Source organism: Escherichia sp. WS1450, from assembly GCF_046487395.1.
Lineage (GTDB): Bacteria > Pseudomonadota > Gammaproteobacteria > Enterobacterales > Enterobacteriaceae > Escherichia > Escherichia coli.
The window spans coordinates 120,975-138,060 of sequence record NZ_JBJQJO010000012.1 but is presented as its reverse complement, the minus strand read 5'-3'; the positions used below and the strand labels follow the sequence as shown (position 1 = coordinate 138,060).

General features: G+C 46.8%; 16 protein-coding genes and 1 pseudogene. 6 read left to right on the top strand and 11 right to left on the bottom strand.

The annotated features are described in order from the left end of the window. Both ACJHYR_RS16030 and ACJHYR_RS16025 read right to left on the bottom strand, forming a co-directional pair. Nucleotides 1–332, bottom strand: a pseudogene (locus tag ACJHYR_RS16030) (hypothetical protein); the annotation flags it as partial. Between the two features lie 290 nt (nt 333–622). After that, a complete protein-coding gene (locus ACJHYR_RS16025; RefSeq protein WP_001285812.1) occupies nt 623–1,288 on the bottom strand; it encodes a hypothetical protein in 666 nt (221 codons plus the stop codon). Between the two features lie 351 nt (nt 1,289–1,639). On the opposite strand from ACJHYR_RS16025, the gene ACJHYR_RS16020 reads away from it, so the two are divergent. Further along, nucleotides 1,640–1,936 carry a YciI family protein gene (locus ACJHYR_RS16020; protein WP_000967595.1) on the top strand — a complete coding sequence of 99 codons (297 nt, stop codon included), beginning with the start codon at nt 1,640–1,642 and terminating at the stop codon, nt 1,934–1,936. Between the two features lie 300 nt (nt 1,937–2,236). Then, entirely contained in the window at nt 2,237–3,490 is a 1,254-nt protein-coding gene (gene kch, locus ACJHYR_RS16015) for a voltage-gated potassium channel protein (RefSeq protein ID WP_001306570.1), read from the top strand. Nucleotides 3,491–3,544: 54 nt separating this feature from the next. Here kch and ACJHYR_RS16010 read toward each other — a convergent pair whose 3' ends face one another. Then, nucleotides 3,545–3,718, bottom strand: coding sequence for a YciY family protein (locus ACJHYR_RS16010; protein WP_001309467.1), 174 nt, complete (start codon nt 3,716–3,718; stop codon nt 3,545–3,547). Between the two features lie 142 nt (nt 3,719–3,860). On the opposite strand from ACJHYR_RS16010, the gene cls reads away from it, so the two are divergent. Both cls and ACJHYR_RS16000 read left to right on the top strand, forming a co-directional pair. Then, complete coding sequence (gene cls / locus ACJHYR_RS16005; protein ID WP_000214516.1) at nt 3,861–5,321, top strand: cardiolipin synthase; 1,461 nt, start codon at nt 3,861–3,863, stop codon at nt 5,319–5,321. A gap of 34 nt (nt 5,322–5,355) precedes the next feature. Next, a complete protein-coding gene (locus ACJHYR_RS16000) occupies nt 5,356–5,685 on the top strand; it encodes an HI1450 family dsDNA-mimic protein (RefSeq protein ID WP_000366959.1) in 330 nt (109 codons plus the stop codon). A gap of 52 nt (nt 5,686–5,737) precedes the next feature. Here ACJHYR_RS16000 and oppF read toward each other — a convergent pair whose 3' ends face one another. The 5 genes from oppF to oppA all read right to left on the bottom strand — a co-directional run bounded on the left by oppF (nt 5,738) and on the right by oppA (nt 11,324). Next, nucleotides 5,738–6,742 carry a murein tripeptide/oligopeptide ABC transporter ATP-binding protein OppF gene (gene oppF, locus ACJHYR_RS15995; RefSeq protein ID WP_000994911.1) on the bottom strand — a complete coding sequence of 335 codons (1,005 nt, stop codon included), beginning with the start codon at nt 6,740–6,742 and terminating at the stop codon, nt 5,738–5,740. Then, nucleotides 6,739–7,752: a murein tripeptide/oligopeptide ABC transporter ATP-binding protein OppD gene (gene oppD, locus ACJHYR_RS15990; protein WP_000110930.1), complete on the bottom strand. Its 1,014-nt coding sequence runs from the start codon at nt 7,750–7,752 to the stop codon at nt 6,739–6,741. Before oppD ends, oppF begins: the two co-directional genes overlap by 4 nt. A gap of 11 nt (nt 7,753–7,763) precedes the next feature. Next, entirely contained in the window at nt 7,764–8,672 is a 909-nt protein-coding gene (oppC, locus tag ACJHYR_RS15985; protein ID WP_000979659.1) for an oligopeptide ABC transporter permease OppC, read from the bottom strand. Between the two features lie 14 nt (nt 8,673–8,686). Then, nucleotides 8,687–9,607: an oligopeptide ABC transporter permease OppB gene (oppB, locus tag ACJHYR_RS15980; RefSeq protein WP_000911112.1), complete on the bottom strand. Its 921-nt coding sequence runs from the start codon at nt 9,605–9,607 to the stop codon at nt 8,687–8,689. 85 nt (nt 9,608–9,692) lie between these two features. After that, a complete protein-coding gene (gene oppA, locus ACJHYR_RS15975) occupies nt 9,693–11,324 on the bottom strand; it encodes an oligopeptide ABC transporter substrate-binding protein OppA (protein ID WP_000182039.1) in 1,632 nt (543 codons plus the stop codon). Nucleotides 11,325–11,607: 283 nt separating this feature from the next. Between oppA and ACJHYR_RS15970 the strand changes: the two genes are divergently transcribed. Beyond that, a complete protein-coding gene (locus tag ACJHYR_RS15970) occupies nt 11,608–11,904 on the top strand; it encodes a hypothetical protein (RefSeq protein WP_001211514.1) in 297 nt (98 codons plus the stop codon). A gap of 157 nt (nt 11,905–12,061) precedes the next feature. Here ACJHYR_RS15970 and ychE (ACJHYR_RS15965) read toward each other — a convergent pair whose 3' ends face one another. Together ychE (ACJHYR_RS15965) and ychE (ACJHYR_RS15960) are read right to left on the bottom strand one after the other, a co-directional pair. Continuing rightward, a complete protein-coding gene (ychE, locus tag ACJHYR_RS15965) occupies nt 12,062–12,709 on the bottom strand; it encodes an NAAT family transporter YchE (RefSeq protein WP_000616773.1) in 648 nt (215 codons plus the stop codon). A 30-nt stretch (nt 12,710–12,739) separates the two neighbouring features. Further along, on the bottom strand, nt 12,740–12,793 hold the full coding sequence (gene ychE / locus ACJHYR_RS15960; protein ID WP_211180492.1) for a protein YchT: 54 nt from the start codon (nt 12,791–12,793) through the stop codon (nt 12,740–12,742). A gap of 392 nt (nt 12,794–13,185) precedes the next feature. Between ychE (ACJHYR_RS15960) and adhE the strand changes: the two genes are divergently transcribed. Continuing rightward, nucleotides 13,186–15,861, top strand: a complete 2,676-nt coding sequence (adhE, locus tag ACJHYR_RS15955; protein WP_000301651.1) for a bifunctional acetaldehyde-CoA/alcohol dehydrogenase — start codon at nt 13,186–13,188, stop codon at nt 15,859–15,861. Between the two features lie 302 nt (nt 15,862–16,163). Here adhE and tdk read toward each other — a convergent pair whose 3' ends face one another. Continuing rightward, nucleotides 16,164–16,781 (bottom strand): thymidine kinase, encoded by a 618-nt coding sequence (tdk, locus tag ACJHYR_RS15950; protein ID WP_000068076.1) that lies wholly within the window; start codon nt 16,779–16,781, stop codon nt 16,164–16,166. Nucleotides 16,782–17,086 lie beyond the last annotated feature (305 nt).

Here is a 17,086-nt window from a genome sequence, read left to right as displayed (position 1 = left end):
TACTCCTCCGGCAGAAGCAGAAAAAGCTTATTATGCTTCCATCGGAAACGATGATCTGGCAGCCTGAGTTCACAGATAAAACACTCTCCAGGAAACCCGGGGCGGTTCACAATCCCTACTGTGATAGGTGCTGCTAAATACAACAAATAGAAATTTTCAGCACTTGTGATTTGCTCTATGCGGGTAGTTACTGATGACTTGCTCATGAACAAGACCGCCAAGTTTTGCCAGTTAAAGCCACACCATGAAAGAGCTATGTAACCCCATAAAGGATTTTTCAGACGCTCTTTAACAACATCTTTCACGGAATCTGTGATTGACTCATCACTCATTTAGAAATCTCCCTTTTGCTTTGTGTGACGATTTTATAGCTAACTGAATGATTTAGGGAATGAATTTTATGGTCACAATCGTTATATAGACCTGTATATAGCACTTTTCTAGGAGTCGAGAGAGGGATGACTGATACGACACAGCTTAACCCAAACAGAGCACGTGGAGATTCTTAATATATATCAATAAGTTACATTAAAAAGAGACTGTACTGATACTGCATAGAATCTGTGCATTACTGTATAGACACATGGGAAAATACCGTTAAATTGAATAGATACTCACCTGTTTATGGCCTGTTTTTACCTGTTCTATTGATGAGTGATTTCAGCCACGTTATTACTGACTGCATAGTGGTTTCATGCTGGTAAAAATCTTTAAAACTGATTTCTTTTAACTCAAACGATATCTTTACAGGTTCATCCATACTGGTAAGGATAGCCATGTAATCGCCGTTCACATAGCCTCGCGTAGGTGGGATGTTCTCTTCAGTTATACCTGCCCTTATAACCTTCCAAACTGAGTCATTGAAATTCATCACATCATTACAGAATCGTCCATGTGCTTCCATCATATTACTAACCAGTGCACCCGATTTAGGGCTAAGTTTGTTACCCATTGCATCCATCATTTGTAGTGACGATGCCAGATAATCCAGTTCAGCGATGATTTTGTAAGAGTTCGATTTAACCTCCCATTGCAACGACTCGTCTTTAGGTTCAGATATTGGCGTATGCAATCCATACTGACTATCAAATATTCTTCTTGAATCCTCAACGTATTGGATAGCTGAATAGTAACGTTTATGGAGATTGTGTACTTCTTTATAGAAGTTTTCAGCACTCTCAAGACGCTTGGTTTTAAACCAGTCATTAGCTTTGAATGCAGCCCAGACAGCGGTAGTAGCCATAGTGATATCAGCTAACATGCTGAAGAAGTCAGTTGTGTCACTCATCCTTTCTTATCCTGAAAACTCAATCGGTTAACTATCTTAACGCTCTAGGGAGGTGTAAGGAACATCAATTGAAGATGATGTGAGATGAACATCTAAAGAAAACCGAATAGACTTAAATCAAGGGTCATTGAAGTCATAATCATTTCAGTAGAAAAACCAGGCCCCGATTTTAAATGCAAATAGCAATCATATTCAATAAGGCAAGACGATCAGGATCAGTGAAAATGTCATTTTTGGCGTAATTGACCTTACTTTTTAAATGGTCTTAACAAAGACATCATCTTTCCGTTGCAGATCTTCGCCCTTTCAAATAACGTACTTTACAACTTTCCCGAACAAGGAGTTGTGCCCGTGTTGTATGTTATTTACGCTCAAGACAAAGCTGATAGCCTCGAAAAACGCCTTTCCGTTCGTCCGGCACATTTAGCACGTTTACAGTTACTGCATGATGAAGGTCGTTTGTTGACAGCTGGTCCAATGCCAGCAGTAGACAGTAACGATCCAGGGGCTGCGGGATTTACTGGCTCAACCGTTATTGCTGAATTTGAATCGCTGGAAGCAGCTCAGGCCTGGGCCGATGCTGACCCGTACGTAGCGGCAGGTGTCTATGAACACGTTTCAGTGAAACCATTTAAGAAAGTGTTCTGAATAGAGATTCAATATTTAAGGGCACGGTTTTTGCAACCGTGTCCTTGTTTGGCCTTTCCTTATAGGTCGGTCAGTGCATTCAACCCCACAAGCAGATAATAACTTTATCTGTATTTCTTTATATGATGCGAGCATATTCAGGAAAAATGCCCTTTCCTGACGCAGAGTTGCTCACTCAAAACCTTTGATTACTGCGGATGAAGTCATCTACTATTGTTTAACACATTCACGTGCTGCATGTATGTTCAGAAAATGTGCACGTTACGATAATTAAACAAAATTGTGGTTACAGAGGTATCAGTGAGTCACTGGGCTACATTCAAACAAACAGCAACAAATTTATGGGTGACCCTACGGCACGACATTCTCGCGCTGGCCGTCTTTTTAAATGGATTGCTTATTTTTAAAACAATCTATGGTATGTCGGTCAATTTGCTTGATATTTTCCATATCAAAGCCTTTTCAGAGTTAGATCTCTCCTTGCTGGCAAACGCCCCACTCTTTATGCTCGGCGTCTTTCTTGTCCTGAACTCCATTGGCTTACTGTTCCGGGCAAAGCTCGCATGGGCAATCAGTATCATTTTGTTGTTGATAGCGCTAATTTACACCCTGCATTTTTATCCCTGGCTGAAATTTAGTATTGGATTTTGCATTTTTACGCTGGTGTTTTTGCTGATACTGCGCAAAGACTTCTCCCACAGTAGCGCCGCAGCCGGGACAATTTTCGCATTTATTAGTTTCACGACGTTACTGTTTTACTCCACCTACGGTGCGCTTTATTTAAGCGAAGGTTTTAATCCGCGAATAGAAAGTTTGATGACCGCGTTCTATTTTTCGATAGAAACCATGTCAACCGTCGGCTATGGCGATATTGTCCCTGTTTCTGAATCAGCACGATTGTTCACTATTTCGGTCATTATTTCCGGCATTACCGTTTTTGCCACCTCCATGACTTCAATTTTTGGTCCGCTTATCCGCGGGGGATTCAACAAACTTGTAAAAGGAAACAATCATACAATGCATCGTAAAGATCATTTTATTGTTTGCGGGCATTCGATTCTCGCCATCAATACGATTCTGCAACTGAATCAACGCGGACAAAATGTAACGGTTATCAGCAACTTGCCTGAAGATGATATCAAGCAACTTGAGCAACGCTTAGGTGATAACGCTGATGTTATCCCCGGTGACAGTAATGACAGTTCAGTATTAAAGAAAGCAGGAATCGATCGATGCCGGGCCATTCTGGCGCTGAGTGATAACGATGCTGATAACGCGTTTGTTGTACTATCGGCAAAAGATATGAGCAGTGATGTCAAAACAGTTCTCGCCGTCAGTGATAGCAAAAACCTGAATAAGATTAAGATGGTACATCCGGATATCATTCTCTCACCGCAACTGTTTGGCAGCGAAATTCTGGCGCGAGTTTTAAATGGTGAAGAGATTAATAATGATATGCTCGTTTCAATGTTGTTGAACTCAGGTCATGGTATTTTCAGCGATAACGATGAACAAGAAACGAAAGCTGACAATAAAGAATCGGCGCAAAAATAGAGTTTAAAGACGGAAGAGTAAACTTATTGGGCACCGCAATGGTGCCCAGTACATTTAGATATTGTAGATCGCAAACAATAACGAGTTACGCTGTTTGTTTAGAATGCACTTCCTGATGCTGTGGATACGCATATTTCGGCGCGACTGCCCCTCAAGCCAACGCGATTTACGTCGGCTAGCCTGACGCTGCATACGCCAGCGCCCCACTTCCGTTCTACTCCGCTTCATGTTAACTACTCTATGCAATAACAGAATGGTCATTATACCCCCGCCCCCGACGCTGACCAGTGCTTTTCCCGCGTTTTTATTTGCCAGATGAATCCATATGCGTAAACTCATAACAATGCGCTTTCAAAAGGATTTCTAATCTATGACAACCGTTTATACGTTGGTGAGTTGGTTGGCCATTCTGGGATACTGGTTGCTCATTGCAGGCGTAACTTTACGCATTCTAATGAAACGACGCGCAGTTCCCTCCGCGATGGCCTGGCTGTTGATTATTTACATTCTGCCGTTAGTCGGAATTATTGCCTATCTTGCTGTTGGCGAGCTCCATTTAGGCAAACGCCGCGCTGAGCGCGCCAGAGCGATGTGGCCTTCCACCGCAAAGTGGCTTAACGACCTTAAAGCCTGTAAGCATATCTTCGCCGAGGAAAATAGCAGTGTCGCTGCGCCATTATTCAAGCTTTGCGAGCGTCGTCAGGGGATCGCAGGGGTCAAAGGGAATCAGCTACAACTGATGACCGAGTCTGATGATGTGATGCAGGCGTTAATCCGCGACATCCAGCTCGCGCGCCATAATATTGAGATGGTGTTTTATATCTGGCAGCCCGGCGGCATGGCGGACCAGGTGGCTGAATCATTAATGGCCGCTGCACGGCGTGGTATTCATTGCCGATTGATGCTCGACTCCGCCGGGAGTGTAGCTTTTTTCCGCAGCCCGTGGCCCGAGCTAATGCGTAATGCCGGTATTGAAGTGGTCGAAGCCTTAAAGGTCAATCTGATGCGTGTGTTTTTACGCCGTATGGATCTGCGCCAACATCGCAAGATGATCATGATCGATAATTACATCGCGTACACCGGCAGCATGAATATGGTCGACCCTCGCTACTTCAAACAAGATGCGGGCGTAGGGCAATGGATTGATCTGATGGCGCGTATGGAAGGTCCCATCGCTACCGCGATGGGGATTATTTATTCCTGCGACTGGGAGATTGAAACCGGGAAACGTATTCTGCCGCCACCACCAGATGTCAATATTATGCCGTTTGAGCAGGCCAGCGGTCACACCATTCACACAATTGCTTCTGGCCCCGGCTTTCCGGAAGATCTCATTCACCAGGCATTACTGACTGCGGCTTATTCGGCACGTGAATATTTGATCATGACGACGCCCTACTTTGTGCCCAGCGATGATTTACTTCATGCGATTTGCACGGCGGCGCAGCGCGGGGTGGATGTCAGTATTATCCTTCCGCGAAAAAATGATTCAATGCTGGTTGGCTGGGCTAGTCGCGCGTTCTTTACGGAACTGCTGGCTGCTGGGGTTAAAATTTATCAGTTTGAAGGCGGGTTATTGCATACCAAGAGCGTGCTGGTCGATGGCGAATTAAGTCTGGTTGGTACCGTTAACCTTGATATGCGTAGTCTGTGGCTGAATTTCGAGATTACCCTGGCAATCGACGATAAAGGGTTTGGTGCTGACCTCGCCGCCGTTCAGGACGATTATATTTCGCGTTCTCGTCTGCTCGATGCCCGTTTATGGCTAAAACGCCCATTATGGCAACGTGTCGCCGAGCGACTGTTTTACTTCTTCAGCCCGTTGCTGTAAAACGTCGCCAACAGAGGTTAAACAGGTAGTGACTATGGATATGGATCTAAACAATCGCCTGACTGAAGATGAAACGCTTGAGCAGGCCTACGATATTTTTCTCGAACTGGCTGCCGACAATCTCGATCCAGCTGATGTTCTGCTGTTCAATCTTCAGTTTGAAGAGCGCGGCGGCGCGGAGTTATTCGATCCGGCGGAAGACTGGCAGGAACATGTTGATTTCGATTTGAACCCGGACTTTTTTGCCGAAGTGGTGATTGGTCTGGCGGACAGTGAAGATGGTGAAATCAACGATGTTTTCGCCCGCATTCTGTTATGCCGCGAAAAAGATCACAAACTTTGCCATATCATCTGGCGGGAATAAATAATCACTTTCGGCGTGAAAAAGGGCTGACAACTGTCAGCCCTTATTGTGTTTAAAGCGGATCGACTTTCAGGCAAGAAACGGCGTGTCTGAAACTCCCCTCCAGCACAGGACGTGTTTTGGCACACTCCGGACCGGCAATCGGGCAACGGGTACGGAAAACACAACCGGAAGGCGGGTTGATCGGCGACGGTAATTCCCCTTCCAGTAACTGGATGGTTTTGTTCTTCTCCAGATCCGGATCAGGTATGGGGACTGCCGACATCAATGCCCTGGTGTAAGGATGTAGCGGATTGTGATAGACCTCATCATAGGTCCCCAGTTCTACCGCATGGCCGAGATACATCACTAACACACGATCGGAAATGTGTTTTACCACGGCCAGGTCGTGAGCGATAAAAATTAATGACAATCCCATCTCACGTTGCAGCTGCTGGAGCAGGTTGACCACCTGCGCCTGAATTGACACGTCCAGCGCCGACACCGGCTCATCACAGATAATCAGCTTCGGTTCAAGAATAAGTGCACGAGCAATCCCGATACGCTGGCACTGCCCACCGGAGAACTCATGCGGATAGCGGTTAATCAGGTTAGGCAATAACCCGACTTTCAGCATCATCGCCTTCACGCGCTCGCGAACTTCCTGGCGTGACATTTTCGGATGATAGGTACGCATCGGTTCAGCGATAATCTCGCCGATGGTCATACGCGGGTTTAGCGATGCCAACGGATCCTGGAAAATCATCTGAATATCACTGCGAACGGCACGCCATTCATCGGGCTTCATGCCCAGCAACTCTTTACCTAACCAGGCAACATGACCGTCGGTCGCCTTGACCAAACCGATGATGGCGCGAGCAAAGGTGGACTTACCGCATCCCGATTCCCCTACCACACCTAATGTTTCCCCTTCATACAGGCGAAGAGTGACACCATCGACGGCTTTGAGCGTTTTCGGCGGTTGCCAGAACCACTGTTTGCCATCTTTGATTTCAAAGTGCACTTTCAGATCGGCGATTTCAAGGAGGACTTTTCTTCCTTCAGTTACAGCATTCATAACAGTTCCTCCACCGGTTTAAAGCAAGCACGCAGACGGCCAGGCGTAAACTCTTCCAGCGGCGGTGCGCTACTACAAATTTCCATCGCATGTGGACAACGTGGCTGGAACGGGCAACCTTTCGGTAATCGCAGCAAGTTTGGCGGATTACCCGGGATGGTCAACATTGTTTCACCTTCCGCATCGAGACGCGGCACCGCGTTGAGTAAACCGATAGAATAAGGATGAACGGGTTGATAAAAGACATCGCGCGCGTTGCCATATTCCATCGTGCGCCCGGCGTACATTACCAGCACTTTGTCGCAGATCCCCGCCACCACGCCAAGATCGTGGGTGATCATAATGATGGCGGTATTAAATTCCCGCTTCAGTTCATTCAATAGAGTCATGATCTGCGCCTGTACGGTGACGTCCAGCGCAGTAGTGGGTTCATCAGCAATCAGCAGCTTAGGTCGACATAGCAATGCCATCGCAATCATGACTCGCTGACGCATGCCACCAGAAAATTCATGCGGGTACATTTTCATGCGTTTACGCGCTTCCGGCATTTTTACCGCATCGAGCATCCGCACCGACTCTTCAAACGCCTCAGCTTTGCTCATGTTCTTATGCAGCATCAGCACTTCCATCAACTGCTCACCGACACGCATATAGGGATTCAACGAAGTCATTGGGTCCTGAAAAATCATTGAGATTTGTTCAGCGCGCAGTTTATTGAGTTCACGCTCTGGCAAATTGAGGATTTCACGCCCATTGAAGGTTGCCGATCCGCCAATACGTCCGTTGGCAGCCAACAGGCCCATCAACGCAAATGCAGTTTGCGATTTACCCGAACCAGACTCACCTACAATGCCCAGCGTTTCTCCGGCACGTAGGGAAAAATTCAAATCATTGACCGCCGTGACGTCGCCGTCCGGGGTACAAAAGGTGACACGCAAATCTTTCACGTTCAGCAGTGCGTCAGCCTGTTGTTGTGCGAGCGGCACAGTTGCAGTTTCAATTACGCTCATGGCTGCACTCCTTAACGATCTTTCGGGTCGAGGGCATCACGCAAGCCATCGCCGATAAAGTTGAAACAAAATAGCGTCACCACGAGGAATCCCGCTGGGAACAACAGTAACCATGGAGAGACTTCCATCGAGTTCGCGCCATCACTCAGCAATGCGCCCCAGCTGCTTAACGGCTCTTGCGTCCCCAACCCCAGGAAGCTAAGGAAAGATTCAAAGAGGATCATGCTGGGCACCAGTAGCGATGCGTAGACCACCACCACACCGAGTACGTTCGGTACAATGTGGCGAATAACAATGCCCGGCGTCGATACACCGCCAACTTGTGCCGCCTCAATAAACTCTTTACGCTTCAGACTCAGGGTTTGCCCACGCACAATACGAGCCATATCCAGCCAGGAAACCATGCCTATCGCCACGAAAATCAGCAGGATGTTTTGACCGAAAAAGGTCACCAGCAAAATGACGAAGAACATGAATGGGAAGGAGTTGAGGATTTCCAGCAGACGCATCATTACCGAATCCACTTTACCGCCCAGATAACCGGAAAGCGAACCATAAAGTGTCCCGACGACCACAGCCACCAGTGCCGCAGCAACACCGACCATGAGTGAGATACGCCCGCCAATCGCAACACGCACAAGCAGGTCGCGACCGGATGAGTCAGTACCAAAGTAGTGACCGGACTCCATATCTGGGGCGCTGGACATCATCGCCCAGTCAGTATCGTCATAGGCAAACTGCGAAAGCATCGGTGCCAGGATGACAAATAACGCGATTAGCACCAGCACTATCAGACTGGCAACCGCCGCACGGTTATGCATAAAACGTCGACGTGCGTCCTGCCACAAGCTGCGCCCTTCGACCTCCAGCTTTTCACTGAAATTTTCCAGCGTCTCGCTGTTTTTCTTACTTAACATCATCGCGAGCTCCAGTATCAGTAACGGATTTTCGGGTCGATAACCGCATATAGCACATCGACAATGGCATTAAACAAAATGGTTAACGCACCAACCAGGATAGTCAGGCTTAACACTAAGGAATAGTCACGGTTCAATGCGCCATTAACGAACAGTTGCCCAATCCCCGGCAAACCATAAATGGTTTCGATAACCATAGAACCGGTAATAATGCCGACAAATGCGGGGCCCATATAGGAGAGCACGGGTAACAGAGCAGGTTTTAATGCGTGGCGTAAAATGATCCGCCGCATAGGTAACCCTTTCGCCCGGGCAGTACGAATAAAGTTGGAGTGTAAAACCTCAATCATAGAGCCACGGGTAATACGCGCAATACTGGCGATATAGGCGAGTGACAACGCCACCATCGGCAATATCATGAATTTAAGCGCACCACCATTCCAGCCACCGCCCGGCAGCCAATGCAAAATGATCGCAAATATCATGACTAATAATGGCGCAACCACAAAACTGGGGATAACAACCCCGGTCATTGCCAGCCCCATCACGGTATAGTCCCATTTGGTGTTTTGTTTTAATGCTGCAATAACGCCAGCACTAACACCCAGTATTACCGCAAGGAAAAATGCTGCGGCTCCCAGTTTGGCAGAAACGGGAAAACTGGATGCAACTAGGTCGTTGACCGAATAATCTTTATATTTAAACGATGGACCGAAATCGCCATGCGCCAGTTGTTTCAGGTAGCTGAAATACTGTGTCATGATCGGATCATTAAGATGATATTTCGCTTCGATATTGGCCATCACTTCTGGCGGTAAAGTACGTTCGCCGGTAAAAGGGCTTCCCGGCGCGAGGCGCATCATGAAGAACGAAATAGTAATAAGAATAAATAGCGTCGGAATCGCTTCCAGACAGCGACGTAGAATAAATTTTAACATTGCCCTACCTTCTGGCCTGTGCCTTCTGTAATGCGATAAAAATCAGACACCGTGGAGCAGGACACGCCTGCCCCACGTATTGCCATTAGTGCTTCACAATGTACATATTCCGGGTGTAGGTATTATCCAGCGGATCTTTGCCGGTATAGCCACCAACCCACGGTTTCACCAGACGCGCATTCACGTAGTAATAAACAGGAACAATGGCCGAATCCTTATCCAGCTGTTGTTCTGCTTTAGTGTACAGAGCTGTGCGCTGCGCCTCGTCAGTCGCTTTCAGCGTTTCCGCCATAATGCTGTCAAAGGCCGGGCTCTTATAATGCGCGGTATTCATCGAGCTGTTCGACAGCATGGTGTTCAGGAAGGAAGTTGGTTCGTTGTAGTCTGCACACCAGCCTGCACGGGCCACATCAAAAGTGCCCTGGTGACGGGTGTCGAGGAACGTTTTCCACTCCTGGTTAACCAGTTTGACGTTTACACCAATGTTTTTCTTCCACAATGAAGAGGCTGCAATCGCCAGCTTTTTATGCAGATCGGAGGTGTTATACAACAGGTTGATGGTTAACGGTTTGTCTGCGGTATAACCCGCTTCAGCCAGCAGTTTTTTCGCTTCTTCGTTACGTTTTTCCTGGCTCCAGCCAAACCATTCCGGCTGAGTCAATTTTGCGCCATCAGTATACGGTGGAGTGTAACCATAGGCGGGCATGTCGCCCTGCGCTTTCACTTTATTAACAATGATATCGCGGTCCATACCCAGTTTCAGTGCGGTACGCACACGTACATCGTTAAATGGCGGTTTCTGGTTGTTAATTTCGTAATAATAAGTGCACAGGTATGGATCAACGTGAACTTCGTCCGGGATCTCTTTTTTCAGCTTCTGGAACAATTCGATCGGCATGTTGTTATAAGTCATGTCGATTTCACCACTACGGTAGCGATTGACATCGGTAACTTCAGAAGCAATAGGCAAATAGGTTACCTGGTTAATAACGGTTTTCGCGTTGTTCCAGTAGGTCGGGCTGCGTTCAAGAACGATTCGTTCGTTTACGACCCAATCTTTTAAGGTATAGGCACCGTTGGTGACGATATTACCAGGCTGGGTCCATTTTTCGCCGAATTTCTCGATAGCGGCTTTTGGCACCGGTGAAGTTGACGGGTGAACAAGTAATTTATAGAAGTACGGAACGGGTTCACTTAAGGTGACTTCTAATGTGTGATCATCAATAGCTTTCACGCCGAGATCGGTAATCGGTTTTTTCCCTTCAAGAATTTCATCAATACCGGCGATATGCCCATATTGCAGATAACTGGCATACGGAGAAGCGGTGTTCGGATCAACAGAACGTTGCCAGCTATACACAAAGTCTTGGGCTGTGACTGGCGTGCCATCAGACCATTTCGCATCTTTACGCAAATGGAAGGTCCAGACTTTCGCATCTTTATTATCCCAGGATTCAGCGACGCCAGGTGCCGGATGGCCGTCAAGATCGCTGACCAGTAAGCCTTCAAACAGGTCTCGGCTGATATTAGACTCCGGAACACCTTCAATTTTGTGCGGATCTAATGACTGAACTTCTGAACCATTGTTACGTACCAGCGTTTGTTTTTCCGCCAGTGTGACGCCTGCGGGTACATCAGCTGCCAGCGCGACATTCCCTGCCATAAGCGCAGCCAGAACGCCAGCTGCTACTAAACTTCTCTTGGTGATGTTGGTCATTGTTTTTTGGACTCCCTCATTATAATTACTGGTATTAACCAGCATGTGTAATCCCGGATTGGGACCCTGCACAGGCTCGGAGACTTTCTGCTGTCAGGTTACTTTATCGTTACGTATTACTATCACCGACTTTATTTATTCTGGTGATTCAGACGATCACCTTATGTCGATTCGTACTGTGTCTCCCCTGTCGAGACACATTATTCTTTCGCGACGCTCTTTAATTGTTAATTATTCTCATTACCAATAAAGAATCGTCTGGCGGTTGCCCGGAAAGTACCAAATGCGCTTCTTACTCGCCAATACATTTTGCAAAATTGTTAAGCAATTCTCTTTTATTGACCGTATCAGAATCTATAGCTTGCATCCATGTCTTAACAAACATCTTTTAATTCAATCAAATAGAGATTGGTTAAGCATGTCTCTCTTTTCTGATTACAGTTCCAGTAGTGAAATGCACAATAATTTAACAATTGATTATTATTTAGCACTTTCCTCTACCAAAAGCAGTGGAATTACTAATATCATTTCAATTATTCTTCAGCAAGCCCAGGATTATGATGTGGCGAAAATAACATGATGGTGAGGAGAAGCAGTTAAGGAAATCCTTATAACCAACTGTAATTTGAGAAGAATATTTTCACCCATTCCTTTTGCTTTTGATAACTGCGCGGGAACAAAGTAAAAATAATGACGAAGTAAACGGAGCATGACAGCTCCGTTTCATTTGAAAGGAATTAATTAAGCAGGCCGGGGAAAATCCCCTTAATACCAGTAACGATAAATTCAATCCCCAATGCCATCAGCAATAGCCCCATAATACGCGTGATCACGTTGATGCCGGTTTGGCGTAAAACCCGTACCAGCCACGGTGCCATGCGGAACAATCCCCAGCAACATAAAGCGAACAATGCAATAGCCACAAAGAAACCAAACAGATAGCTAATGCTGTGATAACGCGTACCCCAGACGATGGTAGAACTGATCGCCCCTGGCCCCGCCATCAACGGCAACGCCAGTGGCACCACACCAATGCTTTCACGTACCGCGGTTTCTGATTTTTCTTGCTTGTTCTGTTTATCCTCGCCAAGCTTGCCGCTGATCATCGACATCGCTATCGTCACCACCAGGATGCCCCCGGCGATACGGAACGAATCAATTGATATACCAAAAAGTTGCAGAATCGTGTCGCCGAGAAAAAGCGAGATCCACAAGATAATGGCCACAGACAGGTTGGCTGTAAGGTTAGTTTTGTTTCGCGCTGCCGCTGTCTGATAACTGGTCATGCTGATAAAGACGGGAATAATCCCTACCGGGTTGACCAGCGCAAATAACCCGATGAAAAATTTGAAGTAAACGGGAAAATCAAAAAGGGTCTGAATCACGGTTAGCTCCGAAGCAAAAGCCGGATAATGTTAGCCATAAATAAGGTTAAAAAGACGCGCTGACAATACGCCTTTTGACAGCATTTTTCACCTCCTAACTACTTAAAATTGCTATCATTCGTTATTGTTATCTGGTTGTGCAAAACATGATAATGTAGCCAACAAATCATACTACAATTTATTAACTGTTAGCTATAATGGCGAAAAGCGATGCTGAAAGGTGTCAGCTTTGCAAAAATTTGATTTGGATCACGTAATCAGTACCCAGAAGTGAGTAATCTTGCTTACGCCACCTGGAAGTGACGCATTAGAGATAATAACTCTAATGTTTAAACTCTTTTAGTAAATCACAGTGAGTGTGAGCGCGAGTAAGCTTTTGATTTTCATCGGTTAAGCAAATCATCACCGCACTGACTATACTCTCGTATTCGAGCAGATGATTTACTAAAAAAGTTTAACATTATCAGGAGAGCATTATGGCTGTTACTAATGTCGCTGAACTTAACGCACTCGTAGAGCGTGTAAAAAAAGCCCAGCGTGAATATGCCAGTTTCACTCAAGAGCAAGTAGACAAAATCTTCCGCGCCGCCGCTCTGGCTGCTGCAGATGCTCGAATCCCACTCGCGAAAATGGCCGTTGCCGAATCCGGCATGGGTATCGTCGAAGATAAAGTGATCAAAAACCACTTTGCTTCTGAATATATCTATAACGCCTATAAAGATGAAAAAACCTGTGGTGTTCTGTCTGAAGACGACACTTTTGGTACCATCACTATCGCTGAACCAATCGGTATTATTTGCGGTATCGTTCCGACCACTAACCCGACTTCAACTGCTATCTTCAAATCGCTGATCAGCCTGAAGACCCGTAACGCCATTATCTTCTCCCCGCACCCGCGAGCAAAAGATGCCACCAACAAAGCAGCTGATATCGTTCTGCAGGCTGCTATCGCTGCCGGTGCTCCGAAAGATCTGATCGGCTGGATCGATCAACCTTCTGTTGAACTGTCTAACGCACTGATGCACCACCCAGACATCAACCTGATCCTCGCGACTGGTGGTCCGGGCATGGTTAAAGCCGCATACAGCTCCGGTAAACCAGCTATCGGTGTAGGCGCGGGCAACACTCCAGTTGTTATCGATGAAACTGCTGATATCAAACGTGCAGTTGCATCTGTACTGATGTCCAAAACCTTCGACAACGGCGTAATCTGTGCTTCTGAACAGTCTGTTGTTGTTGTTGACTCTGTTTATGACGCAGTACGTGAACGTTTCGCAACCCACGGCGGCTATCTGTTGCAGGGTAAAGAGCTGAAAGCTGTTCAGGACGTTATCCTGAAAAACGGTGCGCTGAACGCGGCTATCGTTGGTCAGCCAGCCTATAAAATTGCTGAACTGGCAGGCTTCTCTGTACCAGAAAACACCAAGATTCTGATCGGTGAAGTGACCGTTGTTGATGAAAGCGAACCGTTCGCACATGAAAAACTGTCCCCAACTCTGGCAATGTACCGCGCTAAAGATTTCGAAGACGCGGTAGAAAAAGCAGAGAAACTGGTAGCTATGGGCGGTATTGGTCATACCTCTTGCCTGTACACTGACCAGGATAACCAACCGGCTCGCGTTTCTTACTTCGGTCAGAAAATGAAAACGGCTCGTATCCTGATTAACACCCCGGCTTCTCAGGGTGGTATCGGTGACCTGTATAACTTCAAACTCGCACCTTCCCTGACTCTGGGTTGTGGTTCCTGGGGTGGTAACTCCATCTCTGAAAACGTTGGTCCGAAACACCTGATCAACAAGAAAACCGTTGCTAAGCGAGCTGAAAACATGTTGTGGCACAAACTTCCGAAATCTATCTACTTCCGCCGTGGCTCCCTGCCAATCGCGCTGGATGAAGTGATTACTGATGGCCACAAACGTGCGCTCATCGTGACTGACCGCTTCCTGTTCAACAATGGTTATGCTGATCAGATCACTTCCGTACTGAAAGCAGCAGGCGTTGAAACTGAAGTCTTCTTCGAAGTAGAAGCTGACCCGACCCTGAGCATCGTTCGTAAAGGTGCAGAACTGGCAAACTCCTTCAAACCAGACGTGATTATCGCGCTGGGTGGTGGTTCCCCGATGGACGCCGCGAAGATCATGTGGGTCATGTACGAACATCCGGAAACTCACTTCGAAGAACTGGCGCTGCGCTTTATGGATATCCGTAAACGTATCTACAAGTTCCCGAAAATGGGCGTGAAAGCGAAAATGATCGCTGTCACCACCACTTCTGGTACAGGTTCTGAAGTCACTCCGTTTGCGGTTGTAACTGACGACGCTACTGGTCAGAAATATCCGCTGGCAGACTATGCGCTGACCCCGGATATGGCGATTGTCGATGCCAACCTGGTTATGGACATGCCGAAGTCCCTGTGTGCTTTCGGTGGTCTCGACGCAGTAACTCACGCCATGGAAGCTTATGTTTCTGTACTGGCATCTGAGTTCTCTGATGGTCAGGCTCTGCAGGCGCTGAAACTGCTGAAAGAATATCTGCCAGCGTCCTACCACGAAGGATCTAAAAATCCGGTAGCGCGTGAACGTGTTCACAGTGCAGCAACTATCGCGGGTATCGCGTTTGCGAACGCCTTCCTGGGTGTATGTCACTCAATGGCGCACAAACTGGGTTCCCAGTTCCATATTCCACACGGTCTGGCAAACGCCCTGCTGATTTGTAACGTTATTCGCTACAACGCGAACGACAACCCGACCAAGCAGACTGCATTCAGCCAGTATGACCGTCCACAGGCTCGCCGTCGTTATGCTGAAATTGCTGACCACCTGGGTCTGAGCGCACCGGGCGACCGTACTGCTGCTAAGATCGAGAAACTGCTGGCATGGCTGGAAACGCTGAAAGCTGAACTGGGTATTCCGAAATCTATCCGTGAAGCTGGCGTTCAGGAAGCAGACTTCCTGGCGAATGTGGATAAACTGTCTGAAGATGCATTCGATGACCAGTGCACCGGCGCTAACCCGCGTTACCCACTGATCTCCGAGCTGAAACAGATTCTGCTGGATACCTACTACGGTCGTGATTATGTAGAAGGTGAAACTGCAGCGAAAAAAGAAGCCGCTCCGGCTAAAGCTGAGAAAAAAGCGAAGAAATCCGCTTAATCAGTAGCGCTGTCTGGCAACATAAACGGTCCCTTCTGGGGCCGTTTTTTTGTTTTACCCAAAGCAACTTTCCCATAAACCGACAGCATTTGCCTTCATCATATTTACGGCGATGTATAACGCCTAAACACAGCGATATTGTACTTTACAGGTCACAAGTCAACGTCGGTGCTTAAGCGCCCTGTGAGGCGTATAGCGGCGTTAAAGAACTGTCGAGAAGGGTATATACACCGGAAGAAGTGAGTAAAACGAACTGACAGGATAAAAGCGCCCTGCTCACCCTGTCAGTAAAGAAATTCTTATTAATCGTGGCGATGCCTTTCCTGAATAGCCGTTAATGAGCCGACTTCTAACGCCTCTTTATAGTGTTTACGGCATACAGAAACGTAGCGTTCATTACCACCAATAACCACCTGCTCACCTTCGTTATAAGGTCTGCCTGCTTGATCAAGACGCAGCACCATGCTTGCTTTACGACCACAAAAACAGATGGTTTTTAATTCAACCAGTTTGTCGGACCATGCCAGTAAGTATTGGCTGCCAATAAATAATTCACCTCGAAAATCGGTACGTAAACCATAACAAAGTACGGGTATATCGAGTTGATCGACAACCTCCGATAATTCATATACTTGTTGTCTGGTTAAAAACTGGCATTCATCAACCAGTACGCAATGAATTGCCTGCTGTTCATGTTCCGCACGAATCTCATCAAATAATGATGAATTTTGGTTAAATAATTTTGCAGGCGATGACAAACCTATACGCGAACTGACTTTCCCGGCACCAAAGCGATCATCAATTTCTGCCGTATATACGACAGTGCGCATGCCGCGTTCCTGGTAATTGTATGAAGATTGCAACAATGCTGTAGACTTACCCGCATTCATTGCGGAATAGTAGAAATATAGCTGTGCCATCAGCCACAGGCCCTCAATGATATGAATTAAAGTTGGCTGGAGTTTATCATAATTCGTCAGTTTTTCAGCTCAACAGTATGCACAGAAGTGGTATATGCGTTCTCCCTTACGAAGCCTTGCATAATCCTTCTGAGCTATCATTACAACTGCCTCGCTTGTTATAAGCGGGTAAATGACTGCTGGTAACTATTCACAATCTTTAACCTGTTGCGCAAGTAATAGCCCTCTGTTGACCTCCTGGAGATAGTGCAATACTAAGTCCCTGCTCTTATTGCGACTGTTCTACTTTTCATCATTCGCTTAAT